A 15,844-nucleotide genomic window follows, 5' to 3' on the forward strand; every position below is an offset into this window, starting at 1 on the left:
TTATCGAATTTCTTGTGGTTTCTTTTCACGTAGTTTAGCTACGCTATTTACTGTTTTTAAGTTAGTTAATGCTTCCATTGTAGCATGAACCATGTTAATTGGTGTACGAGACCCAATGCATTTTGACAATACATCAGATACACCAGCAAGTTCAAGAACTGCACGGACAGCACCACCAGCGATAACTCCTGTACCTTCTGCAGCTGGGCGAAGGAATACTTCACCAGCTCCATAAACTCCAGTAATTGAATGAGGAATTGTTTTCCCACCATTTACTAAGTTAATAGATACAACGTTTTTCTTTGCGGCTTCGATCGCTTTTTTGATTGCATCAGGTACTTCATTTGCTTTACCTGTTCCATATCCTACGCGACCTTTTTTATCACCAACAACTACTAGAGCGGAGAAGCGCATACGGCGACCACCTTTAACAGTTTTGCTGACACGATTAATGACAACAACGCGTTCTTCAAACTCTTTTTCGCGTTCTACTCTTCTTGGTTTACGTTCCATTATGAGCCCCCTTCTAGAATTCTAGTCCAGCTTCTCTAGCTGCATCAGCTAAAGCTTGGACACGTCCGTGATATACATAACCTCCACGGTCAAATACTACTTTTGATATATTAGCTTCTTTGCAACGTTTTGCAATTTCAGCACCTACTTTTTGAGCGGCTTCTTTATTTCCACCATTTGCAAGTTTCAATTCAACACTTGAACATGCAACTAATGTTTTTCCGTTTACATCGTCAATCACTTGAGTGTGAATGTGAGCATTTGAACGGAACACATTAAGGCGTGGGCATTCAGGAGTTCCACTAACTTTAGTACGTACGCGCGCATGGCGGCGTAATCTTGTTTCATTTTTAGAAATTTTCTTAAGCATAGTCTATGATCTCCTTTCGCCCTATTTCTTACCAGCCGTTTTACCTTCTTTACGGCGGACTTGTTCACCTTTGTAACGAATACCTTTACCTTTATATGGTTCTGGTTTTCTAGTTGCACGAACATTTGCAGCAAATTCACCAACACGTTGTTTATCAATACCAGTTACTTTGATTTCAGTATTTGAAAGACATTCAACTGTCAATCCTTCTTCTACTTCAAATTCAACTGGATGAGAATATCCAATGTTAAGTGTTAATTTTTTACCACTTACAGCAGCACGGAACCCGATACCTACGATTTCAAGTGAACGAGTGAATCCTTCATGAACTCCTTCGATCATATTGTTAAGTAATGCACGAGTTGTACCATGTAATTGCTTTGTATGTTTTTCTTCGTTTGCACGAACAACAGTGATAACACCATTGTCTTGTTTAATATCCATTAATGTACTAAACTGACGTGTTAAAGTTCCTTTAGGTCCTTTTACAGTCACCTCATTACCAGCTGCAACTGTTACTTCAACTCCAGCTGGAATGGTAATCGCTTTATTTCCGATACGTGACATTCTAATGTTTTCCTTTCAGTTTCTACCACACGTAAGCGACAACTTCGCCGCCTGCATGTTTAGCTCTTGCTTCTTTATCAGTCATAAGACCTTGAGAAGTTGAGATAATTGCAATTCCTAAACCATTAAGTACGCGTGGTACTGAATCTGTCTTAGCATAAACGCGAAGACCTGGTTTTGAAATTCTTTTGATACCACTAATAACTTTTTCGTTATTAGCTCCATATTTAAGTGTAACTGTAATTTTCTTTTCAGCAGCTGTTTCTCCGCTTACTGCATAATTCATAATGTATCCTTCACTCTTAAGAATCTTAGCAATCTCTACCTTCACTTTAGAAGCAGGGATTTCAACAGTTTCATGACGAGCTTGAACTCCATTACGGATTCTAGTAAGCATATCTGCGATTGGATCAGTCATATTCATCGTAACTTCCTCCTTACCAGCTAGCCTTCTTTACTCCAGGAATTTGGCCTTTGTAAGCTAATTCGCGGAAGCAAATACGGCATAGTTTATATTTACGTAATACTGAATGTGGACGTCCACAACGCTCACATCTTGTGTACTCACGTGATGAGAATTTTTGAGGACGTTGTTGAGATATTTTCTTTGATGTTTTTGCCATTGATTAGTCCTCCTTATTTCGCAAATGGCATGCCCATTTCAGCTAGCAATGCCTTTGCTTCTTCATTTGTGTTTGCTGTTGTAACAATAACAATATCCATACCACGAGTTTTGTTAACTTTATCAAAGTTAATTTCAGGGAAGATTAATTGTTCTTTTACACCAAGTGTGTAGTTTCCACGGCCATCAAATGCTGTGTTACTTACACCACGGAAATCACGTACACGAGGTAATGAAATGTTGAATAATTTATCTAAGAATTCATACATTCTTTCACCACGTAATGTAACTTTACATCCAATAGGCATACCTTCACGAAGTTTGAAGTTCGCAATAGATTTCTTAGCCTTTGTGATAACAGGTTTTTGACCTGCGATTTGAGTTAATTCAGCAACTGCTTCATCTAATAATTTAGGATTTGCAATAGCTTCTCCAACACCTAAGTTGATAACTACTTTATCAATTTTAGGACATTGCATAACAGTTGTGTATTCGAACTTTTTAGTTAAAGCAGGAATAACTGTTGTTGTATATTTTTCTTGAAGGCGGTTCATTATTTCTTCTTACCTCCTTTGATTTCAGCACCTGATTTTTTATAAACACGTACTTTCTTATCTCCATCTGCTTTATAACCTACACGGCTAGCAGTTTTAGCTTTTGAATCATAAGCCATAACGTTAGAAACATGAATTGGAGCTTCCTTTTCAATGATTCCACCATCTGGATTAGCTTGAGTTGGTTTTAAACTCTTCTTAATTAAGTTAACACCTTCAACAATGACTTTTTCTTCCTTAGGGAATACAGCAGTAACTTCCCCAATAGTTCCTTTGTAGTGTCCAGTGATAACTTTTACTTTATCGCCTTTTTTAATTTTCATTGTTGACCTCCTACAGTACTTCTGGTGCTAGAGAAACAATTTTCATATATTCTCTATCACGAAGTTCTCTTGCCACAGGGCCGAAAATACGAGTCCCTTTAGGTGTTTTATCATCCTTGATAATAACTGCTGCATTATCATCAAATTTAATGTATGAACCATTTTCGCGACGTACGCCATAAACTGTTCTTACGATTACAGCTTTAACAACGTCACCTTTCTTCACTGTTCCACCAGGAGCAGCTGCTTTTACAGCACAAACAACGACATCGCCAATGTTTGCACTTTTACGAACGCTTCCGCCTAAGCAACGGATAACTAATAATTCTTTAGCACCGGTGTTATCAGCGACGTTTAATCTGCTTTCATTTTGAATCATCTTTCATCTTCCTCCTTGTGCTTAAAGAATTACAGCTTTTTCAACGATTTTAATAAGGCGGAAGTGCTTATCAGCTGAAAGTGGACGAGTTTCCATAATTTCAACGATATCTCCAATCTTAGCCTCATTATTTTCGTCATGAGCTTTGAATTTCTTAGAATATTTAACGCGTTTTGAATATAAGTCGTGACTCTTGTTTGTTGCAACTTCAACAGTAATTGTCTTGTTCATTTTATCTGAAACAACTTTACCGCGTAATACTTTACGTTTAGATCTTTCCATAACTTAGACCCTCCTACTTCGCATCACTAAGCGTGCGCTCAGTGATGATTGTTTTAATACGAGCAATTGTCTTCTTGATATCCTTCATGCGTGATGGATTTTCAAGTTGACCTGTAGCTTGTTGAAAGCGTAAGTTGAATAGTTCTTCTTTTAAAGAGTCAATATCTTTTAGTAATTCTTCATTACTTTTTTCACGAATTTCTTTAACGTTCATCTATTTTTCCTCCTCACCTTTCTTAACAAATCTAGTTTTAATTGGAAGTTTGTGTGAAGCAAGACGTAGAGCTTCACGAGCTGTTTCTTCGCTAACACCACTAACTTCGAATAATACACGACCTGGTTGAACAACTGCTACCCAACCTTCAGGAGCACCTTTCCCAGATCCCATACGTACTTCAAGAGGTTTCTTAGTAATTGCTAAGTGAGGGAAAATTTTAATCCAAACTTTACCACCACGGTTCATGTAACGAGTCATAGCAATACGAGCTGCCTCGATTTGACGGTTAGAAACATAAGCACCTTGCTCTGCAACTAATCCAAATTCACCAAACGCAACTTCACGTCCAGCTTTTGAACGACCTTCATAGCTTTGGCGATGAGGTCTTCTATATTTAGTTCTATTAGGCATTAACATAATTAATTACCTCCCTTTGTAGCTTCCCCATTAGCTGGAGCTGCAGCAGGTGCTTTAGCATCAGCGTTTCTTGGAGCACGACGGTCGTTGTTACGAGGACGACGAGGTCCACGACCTTGAGGTGTTTTAGGAGCTTCTGGTTCTTTTACCATTTGTCCTGGTAATACTTGTCCACGACAAATCCAAACTTTAACACCTAATTTACCATAAGTTGTATTTGCTTCATACCAACAGTAGTCGATATCAGAGCGTAGTGTATGTAAAGGTACAACTCCTTCAGAGTAACCTTCACCACGAGCGATATCAGCACCACCTAAACGACCTGATACTAAAGTCTTAATTCCCTTAGCACCTGAACGCATAGTTTGTTGGATCGCTTTCTTTTGTGTAGTTCTGAAAGATTGACGAGCTTCTAATTGCTCAGCAATTTTTCTTGCAACTAAGTAAGCATCTAAATCTGGATTAGCAATTTCTAATACATCAATTTTGATATCTTTACCATTAGTAAGTTTTGATAGTTTTTTCTTTAAAGACTCCATCTTGTCTTCATCTTTTTCATTTTTCCCTACAAGAACACCTGGACGAGCTGCACGAATGATTAATTTCAATTCGTTAGAAGTACGTTCGATTTCAATTCTTGAAACATAAGCGTTATGTAGTTCTTTTTCTAAGAATTTACGGACTTTAACGTCTTCCATTAATAGGTTACCGTATTCTTTTTCTGCGTACCATCTAGATTCCCAATCGCGGATAACTCCGACACGCATTCCAATAGGACTAACTTTTTGACCCATATCTGAACCCCTTCCTAGCGCTCATCAACCACAACTGTAATGTGGCTTGTGCGTTTTAAAATTTGATGTGCATTACCTTTTGCAGCAGGCATGAATCTCTTCATTGTGATTCCTTCATTTGCATAGCATGCTTTAATATATAGTTTTGATTCATCTAATTTGTGATTGTTTGTAGCATTTGCTACTGCTGACTTAAGTACTTTACCAATTTCTGCAGCTGCATGATTTGGTGTGAACTTAAGGATAGCAGCTGCTTCAGCAGCATCTTTTCCTCTAACTAAATCTAGAACTAATCTTACTTTGCGAGGAGCGATACGAACTGTCTTTGCTGTTGCTTTAACTTCCATTTTCTTTCCTCCTACGCTTTCTTATCGTCACCATGCCCGCCATATTTACGAGTAGGTACGAATTCACCAAGTTTATGTCCAACCATGTCTTCAGTTACGAATACAGGAACATGTTCTTTACCATTATGCACTGCAAATGTATGTTCAACGAAACTTGGGAAAATTGTTGAACGACGTGACCATGTTTTAATAACTTCTTTTTTACCAGCCGCATTCAATGTTTCAACCTTTTTCATTAAGTGGTCATCACAGAATGGACCCTTTTTTAAACTACGTGTCATTTACTTTTCCTTCCTTTCGTTATTTACCTTTACGGCCTCTTACAATTAATTTAGAACTTTGTTTTTTATCTTTACGAGTTTTAACACCCATAGCTTTTTTACCCCAAGGAGTCATTGGTGATTTACGTCCAATTGGAGTTTTTCCTTCTCCTCCTCCATGAGGGTGATCATTAGGGTTCATAACAGATCCACGAACCGTTGGGCGAATACCCATCCAACGAGAACGTCCTGCTTTACCAACATTGATTAAGCTATAATCTTCATTACCAACTGAACCGATTGTTGCACGACAGTTAGCAAGAATTTTTCTAACTTCACCTGATGTTAAACGAACAGTAACATAACGATCTTCAATACCAAGGATTTGTGCAGAACATCCAGCACTACGTGCAAGTTGTCCACCCTTACCAGGTTTTAATTCAACGTTATGAACAACAGTACCTTCAGGCATGTTTTTCATTTCTAATGTGTTACCTACTTTAATATCAGCTTCTACACCAGATACAACAGTTTGTCCAACTGTTAATCCTTTAGGAGCAATGATATATCTCTTTTCACCATCTGCATAATTTAATAATGCGATGTTTGCAGATCTGTTTGGATCGTATTCGATAGTAGCAACAGTAGCAGGGATATTGTCCTTGTTACGTTTGAAATCGATAATACGGTATTGACGTTTGTGTCCTCCACCTTGATGGCGAGTTGTGATACGTCCTGTGTTATTACGTCCACCTTTTGAACTAAGAGCTGATAATAATGAGCGTTCTGGTGTAGAAGTTGTAATCTCATCATTCATTAATGTGCTCATGCCACGACGGCCAGGTGTCGTTGGTTTATATTTCTTAATAGCCATTACTTAATGGTCCTCCTTACGCATTTTGTCCGGAAATAGCGTACTTCTTCCGATATTTTAATTAGTCTTTGAATAAGTTGATGTCTTGTCCTTCTGGTAATTTTACGATCGCTTTTCTAATAGCACTTGTTTTACCAACGTATTTTCCAACACGTTTGTCTTTAGGACGACAGTTTAAAATGTTAACTTTTTCAACTTTTACATTGAAGATTTCTTCAATTGCTTGACGAACTTGAGTTTTGTTAGTTCCTCTAGCAACTTCGAATGTAATTTTATTGTCGCTGTCCATCATCTTCATTGTTTTTTCAGTGATGATTGGACGGATGATAATGTCTCTAGCGTTACTCATTATGCAAGTACCTCCCCTGCTTTAATAGCAGCAGCTTCAGTAATTACGATTTGATCAGCATTTGCGATATCATATACATTTAATCCTTCAACAGTTAACATCATTGCATTTGCAACGTTTCTCATTGATAAGAAGGCATTGTCAAATTCTTCAGTGATATCAACTACGAATAATGTTTTTCTTTCGAAGTTGAATGCTTTCATCATTTCTACGAAGCTCTTAGTTTTGATTGCGTCAAATTTAATTGATTCAAGAATTGTACAGTTGTTGTTTGCTACTTTAGTACTCAATACTGACTTAAGAGCTAAACGACGAACTTTACGGTTTAATTTATAAGCATAGCTTCTAGGAGTAGGACCGAAGGCAATTCCTCCACCTCTCCATTGAACAGCACGGATTGACCCTTGACGAGCGCGTCCTGTACCTTTTTGTCTAAATGGTTTTTTACCACCACCAGCAACTTCACGACGTGTTTTTGTCTTGTGAGTTCCTTGGCGCATGCTAGCTTGTTGCATTACGATTGCATCAAACATTGCTTGTTGATTAGGTTCAATGCCAAATACTGCATCGGCCAAATCGATTTGTTTAATGACTTTCGCTTCTTGGCTATATACATCTACCTTTGGCATGTCTTATTCCTCCTCTTTAGCAACTTCAGTTGCAGCTTCTTGGGCAACTGGAGCATAATTAATTAATTCTTTTGCAGGAACGTTCTTAACACCTTTAACAGTTGTTTTAACCATTACAAGACCTTTCTTAGGTCCTGGAACATTTCCCTTTATTAACATGTAGTTGTTTTCAACATCTACTTTAATGATTTCTAAATTTTGATTTGTTGTTACATAGCCACCAGTTTGTCCAGCCATAGTAGTACCTTTATCGATACCACCTTTTCTAGATGTGATCCCTGTTGTAGCTAATGAACCGATGTGTCTGTGATGCCCTGAACCGTGAGACTTAGGTCCGATAGTTGCGTTATTTCTAACGATTGTACCGTTGAACCCTCTACCTTTACTAATTCCTGTTACATCGACAATATCACCAGCGGAAAAGATATCAACTTTTACATCGTTACCTACTTCTAAGTTCATCATTTCATCTGCGCGAAGTTCGCGAGCGAAACGCTTAGGAGCAGTGTTAGCTTTTGCTGCATGACCCTTGTTAGCCTTAGTAGCTCTTGATTCTTTGATGTCTTCAAAGCCTAATTGAACTGCTTCATAGCCATCATTCTCATTTGTTTTCTTTTGCATAACTACGTTTGGTGTTGCTTCTACAACTGTTACTGGAATTAATGTTCCATCAGTTGTAAACACTTGAGTCATACCAAGTTTACGTCCTAATATACCTTTCATGATGTCACCTCAAACCTTTCTTACAGTTTGATTTCGATATCGACACCACTTGGCAAATCTAAACGACTTAATGCGTCGATAGTCTCTGCGCTTGGACCGATGATCTCAATCAAACGTTTATGTGTTCTAATTTCAAATTGTTCACGAGCATCTTTATACTTATGTACCGCGCGTAGAACTGTAACCACTTGTCTTTCAGTTGGTAGTGGAACTGGACCAACAACCTTTTTAGCACCGTGACTAGTAGCAGTAGAAACAATCTTCTCACTTGCTTGATCTAGACTTCTGTGCTCGTAAGCTTTCAAACGAATTCTTACTGAATTTTTTGCCATGAAATTTTCCTCCTTTATTTCACTTATCTTGCGATAATCGCTCCGTGTGAATTACCCGACTTAACGCCTATGACAACGCTTTTCGGCGTGCCGGCAACCTCCCACATCCATGCGAGTGCTTTTATATATTAACACTTCCAAAACCCCATTGCAACTGTTTTTTTCGCATATTTTCAACTTTTAAAAAACAAAAAATTTGAGGCTTTTTACCCCAAATTCTTTACTTATTTATCATATAATCATCAACTACATCCAAATTTTGCATATTTTAGAGGATTTTCAATTATTTTTTTCATCCTTATTATATAGGGATTTATTTTTTTCTTACCTTTATGATGTCATCTTGCTCTAAATAGCCTATTAATAAGGAAGAATTCACATCATGTTTCTTTCTATTTATTGCTACACTTTTCTCATCATAATTCGCATAACAATACCGACAATAGTGTCCGCACGTATTATAAGCACCAATATCCACCATTTCCACGCATCCACAATCTCTAGCTTTCCATTTTCCAAAGTTACTTCTTCCCGTAAGCGAATACGCTAATTCTTTTGTAAGACAAGCAGATTGTATGAATCCAACACTTGTCAAATCATTCTTTTCATAACATGTTTGCATGGTCATTTGATACTTACTCGCAATACTCACTAGCCGTTTACCTAATTCAAGAAAATCTTCATCCGTTAATTCCTTCATATCTAATTTTCCTTTATGTCGATTTACGTTTTTATATTCATCCACAAACGAAACAATCACATGTTCAACATAGCCATCCAATAATGTACATAACCTTTCAAACGCTTTTTCATGGTATTCCATTGTATATTTCTTATTTATAAGTATTGGATCATAGCGTAAATACACTTTCTCTTTTCCTATTCTTTTACTAAGTTCGATAATTGATTCTACAATTTCTTTCTTATCTTTTATGCCCAACTCAATATCAGAACCATAAGGCGTACAAGTTATTTGAAACACAAACGGAATTTTTATTCTATCCAAATATTTCAAAATCGGATTTGGATTCTTCGTGCAAAATATAATAGCTTCAACATCACAAAAATTAATTCGACTTACACTTTTGGGATAAAAAGGATTCCTCACATCCACAAATCCTTCTTCTAATCGATTCATTAACCAATCAACATAAAACGCCACTACATCTGTTCTACCACTAATATTTAATATCATATGCTCACCTACATTTATTATACTAAACAAGTCAAATGAAAAGCACTATGCGTGCTTATTCATCTTTCTTAACTAAATAGTAAGTATAAATTGTAGTAATGATTATCGTAAGTACAATCCACCACCACTCAACGCTCTTCTTATTTTCAGTGTTACTATCTTCATCAACAGTTATTTCAATCTCTTCTTCTTGAGAAGGTGCCGATGTAGGATTTACTTCCTCAGTATTCGATGGATTTTGTGTTGGTTTTATCGTAGGGTTCTTTGTAGGCTCAGCTGGTTTAATTGTTGGTGAAGGAACATTATTTGATGATTCTGATTCTTTACTTTTTACATTCACTCGTATTGAGTAAGATGAAGTATTTCCAATATCATCTGTATATTCAAAAGTAATACTATAGTTCCCTACTTGATTCACAATTCCATTTTCTTCTGGCACATTGCTTTGTATAACCAATTTTGATAAATCGACTTGTCCAGTAAATACCGTTACTTTTACATGACTCATCGAAAGAATATCCAACATATCTCCAATTCTTAATTCAATATTATTCGCAGTAATTATTGGTTTTTTAATCACATTTACTTTTACAAGTTTTGTCGTTGTTTTCTCTTCCTTATTAATTAAAGTATAACTCGCATCAATTTGCGCCTCACCACCTTGAATTGGATCAACTTTAGAATAATCAATGATTGTTGGCACTTCCTTAACACTTAAATCAGGAAGCGTCACCGCAGCATTTGCGTTTATCAGTTTATCCATATTACTTTGTGATTCATACTCTTTTACTGTTATCTCTTGTTTTGACGAAATCATAGGAAGTGACGTAAACCCATACACCTTGTCAATTGTCACAGTTCCATCATTAACACCACTTAGAGTATCTTCTGTTTCAAATGTTACCCGAATATATCCCGGTGAATCACTTGTAATTGTTGCTGAATTTTCACTATTTGTCACAGGTGTAGAATGAAAACTTCTCATTCCTTGTTGATTAACTAAATAAAAACCAGCTTTTACTATATCTAAATTTACTTCATCTTCCACAAAGTAAAACATTGGTTGATTTCCACTAAACCAAATCATTCCTTGTGTTAATATATCTTGCTCCATTTTCACTTTTGGCCTAAGTTGCGTACTATCTGGAAAATAAATATATCGTTGCGCTTCAACAAACTCAACACGATGCACCATCACTGAATCTAGTGAAATTTCATCTAGAACTAACTCACTTGAAATTTCATTTCTACTTGAATCAATGTATTTAATTATTGCATGCGGAGAATAATATCCACCTATTTTTTGTCTAACATTTATCACTTGACTAAAATCATCAAACCAAATATCAGAAGCTATTTCAAAATCCTTTACAGTCATTGAAGCATTACCACTTTGATCAACTGCTCGATAGGTCACTTCAACAATTCCTGGACTCTTTAATAAATCAATAATATCTTGTTGAACTGTTAGTGAAGAAAAATTGATTTCTAAATCTTGATTGATTTCTTTAATTTTCACAACTTCAACAACAGTGTCAAATCCATTGGCAATATCCTCATCATCTACCACTTCAATATAATCCAATAATTTTTTGTAGATTGGACTATCTGTAAGCGATAGTTTAGTATCACTTTCAACCTCTATGCCATTCAATAGAATTGAATCACTCGTCAATCGGTATGTAATCGGATTTTTAACTGTAATTATCGGTGCATTTTGAATCTTGTTTACGACATGAACAATTACATTAAGTTTTGATGCCATATTAGGAAATCCAAAGTTTTTGCTATTATCTGTAGCAACCAATTGCAATATCAACGTTTTCGGTGTACCATCTGGATTCATTTCTGTAAAATCAATATCAGAGAAATTGGTTAAACCCACATATTGAATTGTTATCGAACTATTTGGTTCACCATATTTATTAAGTACATTATTTTCCGTTAATACCTCTGCCACAAATCCTTCTATTTGATTTTTATTCATCATATAGAACTCATCGAAATTAGAATATTTTTTAACAGGATTGGTAGATGAATATTCAATTGTGCCATCCGCAACCACCAATTCACCTCTTACAAGTATTTCTCTGATGGTTGTACTTAATCCACCATATGGATTTGAAAATTCATAATACGCTTTATATATACCCGGTGCTTTGTACGCTACAGCACCCACATCAACATTCGATTCATTCAAGACTTTTGAAACAACTGCATAACTAGAATCCTCATTATACCCAAGTGAAATTGGAGTCGCATTTTGAATGGTACCATCTTCTAAAACTTGATCATAAACAATATGATAACCTTCAAAGTAACGTGTGCTATCATACTCTCTTTTTCTTATATCATTCATTCCATCTAACGGTACAAATTGATTATTATCATCAACTAGATACGGCAATCCTTGAACACTTACCTTTAGCACTACACTCGATGTGCCACCAGCATCATCCACAACAGAAAATTCTACTTCATAAGAACCAACTTTCATGTTGTTTACATTTGAATTCACAACTACCTTATCAATTAAATTTTGATCAACACCCTCATCGATAACCACAAATTTTTTCGGATCAAAATCAACCACTTCTCCAACATTCATTATTAATTTTTCTTGTACTAAACTTAAAATGTTTATCTTCGCTACATTAACAGTGACTTCTGGTTGAACAAAATTAGGTTCTTCACTTACTTCAATACTTTCATCTATATTCGGATTAGACTCTTGTATCATTGTTTCTATTTGATCTACAATTACTTTTTCCTCTTGAGTAAATTGTTCACCATCTTTACTATAAGCAATATTAAAAATAACCGTTTGATTTTCTGTAACAACTTCTTGCGCTTTTACACCCAAGTCATTTTTTATCATTACATTTCTACCATCAACGGTTATTGATTCAATTTCTATATTTGTATTTGGAACTACATCTAGATTTATAGTTGCAGTTGATTTATCTTCTGCATAATCAATTGTATTAGTTATTGTTAAATCTTGGTCTATAGCAAAAACAAACAGGTCTATTGAAGCAACTACAAGCATTAACGATAGAAATATTTTAAGAATCCTATATTTCATATCACATACCTACTTCCAGTTTAATCATAACAAAAACATGATAAAAGTGTAAAATTATGCTCTACATATCTAGATGACTATACTTAGTTATCAGCAGCTGGTATTCACTCTGAATAGCTTCATACGCTTCAATAACTTCTTTACCATATGCGTTAACTTCATCCATAATTTCATCAAAATCATTTACCACAACTTCAACAACTTGACTATCTAACAACCCTTGTTTATCCATATCAGTAAGAATCCCAATTGTTTTTTCTTTACCAAATGCATCTTTATAACTTCTTTGACGTACCAACGCACTTACAATATCCGCCACTGCACATATACGTTGTTGTCTAGTTAAGTCATTAAATTTCAAATGATCTGGGTAACCCGATCCATCAATTCTTTCATGGTGTCTTGCTGCAATTTCTAAAATGTTGTTGTTGATCAATCCTTCAAGAATTCTTCTTGTATCCACAACATGATCTTTCATAATTTCCATTTCTTCACTCGTTAATTTCCCTGGCTTTTCTAGTATTTCTACAGGGCAAGATATCTTTCCAACATCGTGTAGAAGCGATCCAAAGTACAAATCATTTAATTCTTTCGGAGACAAATTCATTCTTTCACCAATCGCCAAACTCACATTAACTGTTGTTACTGTATGAAGCACCATGAACTCACTTCTAAAATCAATTGCATAAGCAATTACTGTCAAATAATTTTCTATTTCATCATATTCATATTCCAAATCTTCCGCCATGCATTTTGAATACTCAGTATAATTCTTTGATGCTATTTGTATTAATAGTTCTTTATAATTGGGCATACTAAAAAACACTCTCACCCAATAAGGTGACAACATTGTGCCCTGATTATCTTGTATCCATTGTTCACAAAATTCCGGATTATTAAAACTTGTAATAACATCGATTCTATCTGCCAATCGAATTAAGCCAGCTATGTCATCCTCTTTCAATCCCACTTCTTCATAATATTTATAAGGTAAGTGATGATACAATAACGGAATTGCTTTCTCTCTCATTTTTGATAAATTCTTTAAAAAAAGGTAACCATAGATTGAATGGTACCAAACATGACTATTCTCAAACTCCATCATGTCATCAATTTCTTCTGTCTTATAAGCACCAATGTCATGCAATATCCCTAACAAAGTGATTTCCGCAATCTCATCTTTACTATACGTTCTCATGAAAGTTAAAATCGAATAAATCAAATATCCAACTTTATCCCCATGATTAACTAATCTTGAATCCACACGATTTAATGTTCTGCGCAAAATCTCCAAAAATTGCAGACTGGACATTTGTTTCATACTTTACCCCTCTGTTTCAAATAAACATAACTATTTTTGGATTACTACTAGGATTTTATCTCTTTCATTATAGTTTGAATTCAATATTCCCGCAATAAAAGAAAAATCTGCATTTACATGCAGATTCATTCTTAAACTTGTGGTTTTACTTCTTCATCCATTTCAACTTCATGCCATTTTCTTCCAAGGAAGAATACAACAATAGTAACTAAAGTTAAAATCAACATGATAATTGTATACTTATCTACAAGAACCATTGGTAATGTCATATTTTCAGTAAGAATAAATATAATAACTGATATAACCGCAACGATTGCTCCAATTACTTTATAAATTCGTTTACGCTCATATAACTCAGTTTCTTCTTGATTTGGATTGATTTCATCACTATCATCTTCTTCATCACTTTCGTGTTTAGAAACAATTAAAATAATTGTTAATAATAAACCAATAATAACCGCAATCAGATTAATTAAAGCCCAACTAGATTTACCAACTATTTCTGGTGTTGCATCATCTTCAACTTCAGTAATATCTGGTGTTGTTGATGGTGTAGGTGTTGGTTTTACTAACGGAGTTTCTTCTTGATCAATTGTTGCATTACCACCATTAGTTGGTGGATTTGGATTAACTGGCGGAACGATTGGATTCACAATAACTGGAGGTTCTTCACATAATTGTGTTCCTTCATTCCAAGTAGTTCCAACTGGACAACCTGGATCAACAGGTTCTTCTGGATCTACAGTTGGAGGTATTTTATTAAATACAACTGTAAACACCATTGTTGCTGCATACTCTGAGTTTCTAATCTCATCTATAGAATTAAATAATTTATTTTCACTATCGTGCCAATTATTAAATCTATAGTTACTTGCTGCATTGTTTACTACATCTTTAGCAAGCGGAGATACTTTAATATTTAATATCTCTGGATCATATTTTTCATTTCGATCATAATCTTTAGTTACATATTCATAAGTTTCAGATTTATTGTCAGACGTAACGTAACCAGTTCCATTTGTTTCAACTTTATAAATAAATTTAACTTGGTAAACATCTGGGATTTCATCACCAATGTCATTACCATCTTGATCTCTATCACCAACAACATCTTGGTAATAGAATAAATTCAATACATTATTTGAAATTTGCATTGTAATTTCATCTTGTTCTGCATACCAATATTTATAGTCAATAATATTAACTTTATGATCAGTTGCTTTAACTTTTGAATTGAATGATGCAATATGTGTCTCGTGGTCATCGCTACCTACAAATTCAACAATACTACCATCTGCATTTATCATATGATGTTTAACTACATATTCATAATCAATTGGTAAATAAGTTACTTCAATCTTTGTTTTATTCGCAACGATGTCTCCTGCAACTACAGTTTCTCCACCAGTTGTTTGGATTGTATTAATCTTATATCCTTCTGGTGCTTTTGTTGCGATTGACTCTGCAGTTACTTTTAGTTCATCTGCATCATTAATCCATACTGTTTCTTTTACTGTTACTACTTCACTATCTCCATTTGGTAACTTGTGTGTTACTTCATAGCTTACTTCTTTTGTTTGTGTTTCATCTTTTACATAGTTGATTGTGATAACTTCACCCTCTGCAACTGTAGTTGGTGCATTATCAATATCAGATTGTACTACTTTATATCCTATTATTGTTTTTGCAGT

At 35.2% G+C, this 15,844-nt stretch carries 23 protein-coding genes; all 23 read right to left on the minus strand.

What is annotated here, in order from left to right:
• Complete coding sequence (gene rpsE / locus B5D14_RS11790; RefSeq protein WP_078712835.1) at nt 1-513, minus strand: 30S ribosomal protein S5; 513 nt, start codon at nt 511-513, stop codon at nt 1-3.
• 13 nt (nt 514-526) lie between these two features.
• On the minus strand, nt 527-883 hold the full coding sequence (rplR, locus tag B5D14_RS11795; RefSeq protein ID WP_078712836.1) for a 50S ribosomal protein L18: 357 nt from the start codon (nt 881-883) through the stop codon (nt 527-529).
• A gap of 21 nt (nt 884-904) precedes the next feature.
• Nucleotides 905-1,450 carry a 50S ribosomal protein L6 gene (gene rplF, locus B5D14_RS11800; RefSeq protein ID WP_078712837.1) on the minus strand — a complete coding sequence of 182 codons (546 nt, stop codon included), beginning with the start codon at nt 1,448-1,450 and terminating at the stop codon, nt 905-907.
• 22 nt (nt 1,451-1,472) lie between these two features.
• Nucleotides 1,473-1,874, minus strand: coding sequence for a 30S ribosomal protein S8 (gene rpsH, locus B5D14_RS11805; protein ID WP_078712838.1), 402 nt, complete (start codon nt 1,872-1,874; stop codon nt 1,473-1,475).
• Between the two features lie 13 nt (nt 1,875-1,887).
• Nucleotides 1,888-2,073 (minus strand): type Z 30S ribosomal protein S14, encoded by a 186-nt coding sequence (locus B5D14_RS11810; RefSeq protein ID WP_078712839.1) that lies wholly within the window; start codon nt 2,071-2,073, stop codon nt 1,888-1,890.
• Nucleotides 2,074-2,086: 13 nt separating this feature from the next.
• Nucleotides 2,087-2,626 carry a 50S ribosomal protein L5 gene (gene rplE, locus B5D14_RS11815; RefSeq protein ID WP_078712840.1) on the minus strand — a complete coding sequence of 180 codons (540 nt, stop codon included), beginning with the start codon at nt 2,624-2,626 and terminating at the stop codon, nt 2,087-2,089.
• Entirely contained in the window at nt 2,626-2,949 is a 324-nt protein-coding gene (gene rplX / locus B5D14_RS11820) for a 50S ribosomal protein L24 (RefSeq protein WP_078712841.1), read from the minus strand. Before rplX ends, rplE begins: the two co-directional genes overlap by 1 nt.
• A 10-nt stretch (nt 2,950-2,959) precedes the next feature.
• Nucleotides 2,960-3,328 carry a 50S ribosomal protein L14 gene (gene rplN / locus B5D14_RS11825; protein WP_078712842.1) on the minus strand — a complete coding sequence of 123 codons (369 nt, stop codon included), beginning with the start codon at nt 3,326-3,328 and terminating at the stop codon, nt 2,960-2,962.
• Nucleotides 3,329-3,349: 21 nt separating this feature from the next.
• Complete coding sequence (gene rpsQ / locus B5D14_RS11830; protein ID WP_078712843.1) at nt 3,350-3,610, minus strand: 30S ribosomal protein S17; 261 nt, start codon at nt 3,608-3,610, stop codon at nt 3,350-3,352.
• A gap of 13 nt (nt 3,611-3,623) precedes the next feature.
• The gene (rpmC, locus tag B5D14_RS11835; protein WP_078712844.1) at nt 3,624-3,824 is read right to left on the minus strand and encodes a 50S ribosomal protein L29; all 201 of its coding nucleotides are present in this window, start codon (nt 3,822-3,824) and stop codon (nt 3,624-3,626) included.
• Nucleotides 3,825-4,244, minus strand: a complete 420-nt coding sequence (gene rplP, locus B5D14_RS11840) for a 50S ribosomal protein L16 (RefSeq protein WP_078712845.1) — start codon at nt 4,242-4,244, stop codon at nt 3,825-3,827. It abuts the gene before it with no gap.
• Nucleotides 4,245-4,246: 2 nt separating this feature from the next.
• Nucleotides 4,247-5,038 carry a 30S ribosomal protein S3 gene (gene rpsC / locus B5D14_RS11845; RefSeq protein ID WP_078712846.1) on the minus strand — a complete coding sequence of 264 codons (792 nt, stop codon included), beginning with the start codon at nt 5,036-5,038 and terminating at the stop codon, nt 4,247-4,249.
• Between the two features lie 14 nt (nt 5,039-5,052).
• Complete coding sequence (rplV, locus tag B5D14_RS11850; RefSeq protein ID WP_078712847.1) at nt 5,053-5,385, minus strand: 50S ribosomal protein L22; 333 nt, start codon at nt 5,383-5,385, stop codon at nt 5,053-5,055.
• Between the two features lie 11 nt (nt 5,386-5,396).
• A complete protein-coding gene (gene rpsS / locus B5D14_RS11855) occupies nt 5,397-5,666 on the minus strand; it encodes a 30S ribosomal protein S19 (protein ID WP_078712848.1) in 270 nt (89 codons plus the stop codon).
• A 19-nt stretch (nt 5,667-5,685) separates the two neighbouring features.
• Nucleotides 5,686-6,519, minus strand: coding sequence for a 50S ribosomal protein L2 (rplB, locus tag B5D14_RS11860; RefSeq protein ID WP_078712849.1), 834 nt, complete (start codon nt 6,517-6,519; stop codon nt 5,686-5,688).
• Nucleotides 6,520-6,580: 61 nt separating this feature from the next.
• Nucleotides 6,581-6,868 (minus strand): 50S ribosomal protein L23, encoded by a 288-nt coding sequence (rplW, locus tag B5D14_RS11865; RefSeq protein ID WP_078712850.1) that lies wholly within the window; start codon nt 6,866-6,868, stop codon nt 6,581-6,583.
• Entirely contained in the window at nt 6,868-7,497 is a 630-nt protein-coding gene (gene rplD / locus B5D14_RS11870; RefSeq protein WP_078712851.1) for a 50S ribosomal protein L4, read from the minus strand. The genes rplW and rplD overlap by 1 nt, the downstream gene beginning before the upstream one ends.
• A gap of 3 nt (nt 7,498-7,500) precedes the next feature.
• Nucleotides 7,501-8,220, minus strand: coding sequence for a 50S ribosomal protein L3 (gene rplC, locus B5D14_RS11875; protein WP_078712852.1), 720 nt, complete (start codon nt 8,218-8,220; stop codon nt 7,501-7,503).
• Between the two features lie 20 nt (nt 8,221-8,240).
• Complete coding sequence (rpsJ, locus tag B5D14_RS11880; protein WP_078712853.1) at nt 8,241-8,552, minus strand: 30S ribosomal protein S10; 312 nt, start codon at nt 8,550-8,552, stop codon at nt 8,241-8,243.
• Between the two features lie 313 nt (nt 8,553-8,865).
• Nucleotides 8,866-9,747, minus strand: a complete 882-nt coding sequence (locus B5D14_RS11885) for a DUF1848 domain-containing protein (protein ID WP_078712854.1) — start codon at nt 9,745-9,747, stop codon at nt 8,866-8,868.
• Nucleotides 9,748-9,802: 55 nt separating this feature from the next.
• Complete coding sequence (locus tag B5D14_RS11890) at nt 9,803-12,832, minus strand: hypothetical protein (RefSeq protein ID WP_078712855.1); 3,030 nt, start codon at nt 12,830-12,832, stop codon at nt 9,803-9,805.
• A 61-nt stretch (nt 12,833-12,893) separates the two neighbouring features.
• Nucleotides 12,894-14,153: an HD-GYP domain-containing protein gene (locus tag B5D14_RS11895; RefSeq protein ID WP_078712856.1), complete on the minus strand. Its 1,260-nt coding sequence runs from the start codon at nt 14,151-14,153 to the stop codon at nt 12,894-12,896.
• Nucleotides 14,154-14,284: 131 nt separating this feature from the next.
• Nucleotides 14,285-15,844, minus strand: a 1,560-nt coding sequence (locus B5D14_RS12180) for an FILTED domain-containing surface protein (protein ID WP_200804826.1), incomplete at its 5' end; no start/stop codon positions are given.

This window comes from Anaerorhabdus furcosa, from assembly GCF_900167375.1.
GTDB classification, from domain to species: domain Bacteria; phylum Bacillota_I; class Bacilli_A; order Erysipelotrichales; family Erysipelotrichaceae; genus Anaerorhabdus; species Anaerorhabdus furcosa.

Coding starts and splice junctions, on each gene's coding strand:
- rpsE (WP_078712835.1), bottom strand. CDS start 513: ATGGAACGTAAACCAAGAAGAGTAGAACGCGAAAAAGAGTTTGAAGAA.
- rplR (WP_078712836.1), bottom strand. CDS start 883: ATGCTTAAGAAAATTTCTAAAAATGAAACAAGATTACGCCGCCATGCG.
- rplF (WP_078712837.1), bottom strand. CDS start 1,450: ATGTCACGTATCGGAAATAAAGCGATTACCATTCCAGCTGGAGTTGAA.
- rpsH (WP_078712838.1), bottom strand. CDS start 1,874: ATGAATATGACTGATCCAATCGCAGATATGCTTACTAGAATCCGTAAT.
- B5D14_RS11810 (WP_078712839.1), bottom strand. CDS start 2,073: ATGGCAAAAACATCAAAGAAAATATCTCAACAACGTCCTCAAAAATTC.
- rplE (WP_078712840.1), bottom strand. CDS start 2,626: ATGAACCGCCTTCAAGAAAAATATACAACAACAGTTATTCCTGCTTTA.
- rplX (WP_078712841.1), bottom strand. CDS start 2,949: ATGAAAATTAAAAAAGGCGATAAAGTAAAAGTTATCACTGGACACTAC.
- rplN (WP_078712842.1), bottom strand. CDS start 3,328: ATGATTCAAAATGAAAGCAGATTAAACGTCGCTGATAACACCGGTGCT.
- rpsQ (WP_078712843.1), bottom strand. CDS start 3,610: ATGGAAAGATCTAAACGTAAAGTATTACGCGGTAAAGTTGTTTCAGAT.
- rpmC (WP_078712844.1), bottom strand. CDS start 3,824: ATGAACGTTAAAGAAATTCGTGAAAAAAGTAATGAAGAATTACTAAAA.
- rplP (WP_078712845.1), bottom strand. CDS start 4,244: ATGTTAATGCCTAATAGAACTAAATATAGAAGACCTCATCGCCAAAGC.
- rpsC (WP_078712846.1), bottom strand. CDS start 5,038: ATGGGTCAAAAAGTTAGTCCTATTGGAATGCGTGTCGGAGTTATCCGC.
- rplV (WP_078712847.1), bottom strand. CDS start 5,385: ATGGAAGTTAAAGCAACAGCAAAGACAGTTCGTATCGCTCCTCGCAAA.
- rpsS (WP_078712848.1), bottom strand. CDS start 5,666: ATGACACGTAGTTTAAAAAAGGGTCCATTCTGTGATGACCACTTAATG.
- rplB (WP_078712849.1), bottom strand. CDS start 6,519: ATGGCTATTAAGAAATATAAACCAACGACACCTGGCCGTCGTGGCATG.
- rplW (WP_078712850.1), bottom strand. CDS start 6,868: ATGAGTAACGCTAGAGACATTATCATCCGTCCAATCATCACTGAAAAA.
- rplD (WP_078712851.1), bottom strand. CDS start 7,497: ATGCCAAAGGTAGATGTATATAGCCAAGAAGCGAAAGTCATTAAACAA.
- rplC (WP_078712852.1), bottom strand. CDS start 8,220: ATGAAAGGTATATTAGGACGTAAACTTGGTATGACTCAAGTGTTTACA.
- rpsJ (WP_078712853.1), bottom strand. CDS start 8,552: ATGGCAAAAAATTCAGTAAGAATTCGTTTGAAAGCTTACGAGCACAGA.
- B5D14_RS11885 (WP_078712854.1), bottom strand. CDS start 9,747: ATGATATTAAATATTAGTGGTAGAACAGATGTAGTGGCGTTTTATGTT.
- B5D14_RS11890 (WP_078712855.1), bottom strand. CDS start 12,832: ATGAAATATAGGATTCTTAAAATATTTCTATCGTTAATGCTTGTAGTT.
- B5D14_RS11895 (WP_078712856.1), bottom strand. CDS start 14,153: ATGAAACAAATGTCCAGTCTGCAATTTTTGGAGATTTTGCGCAGAACA.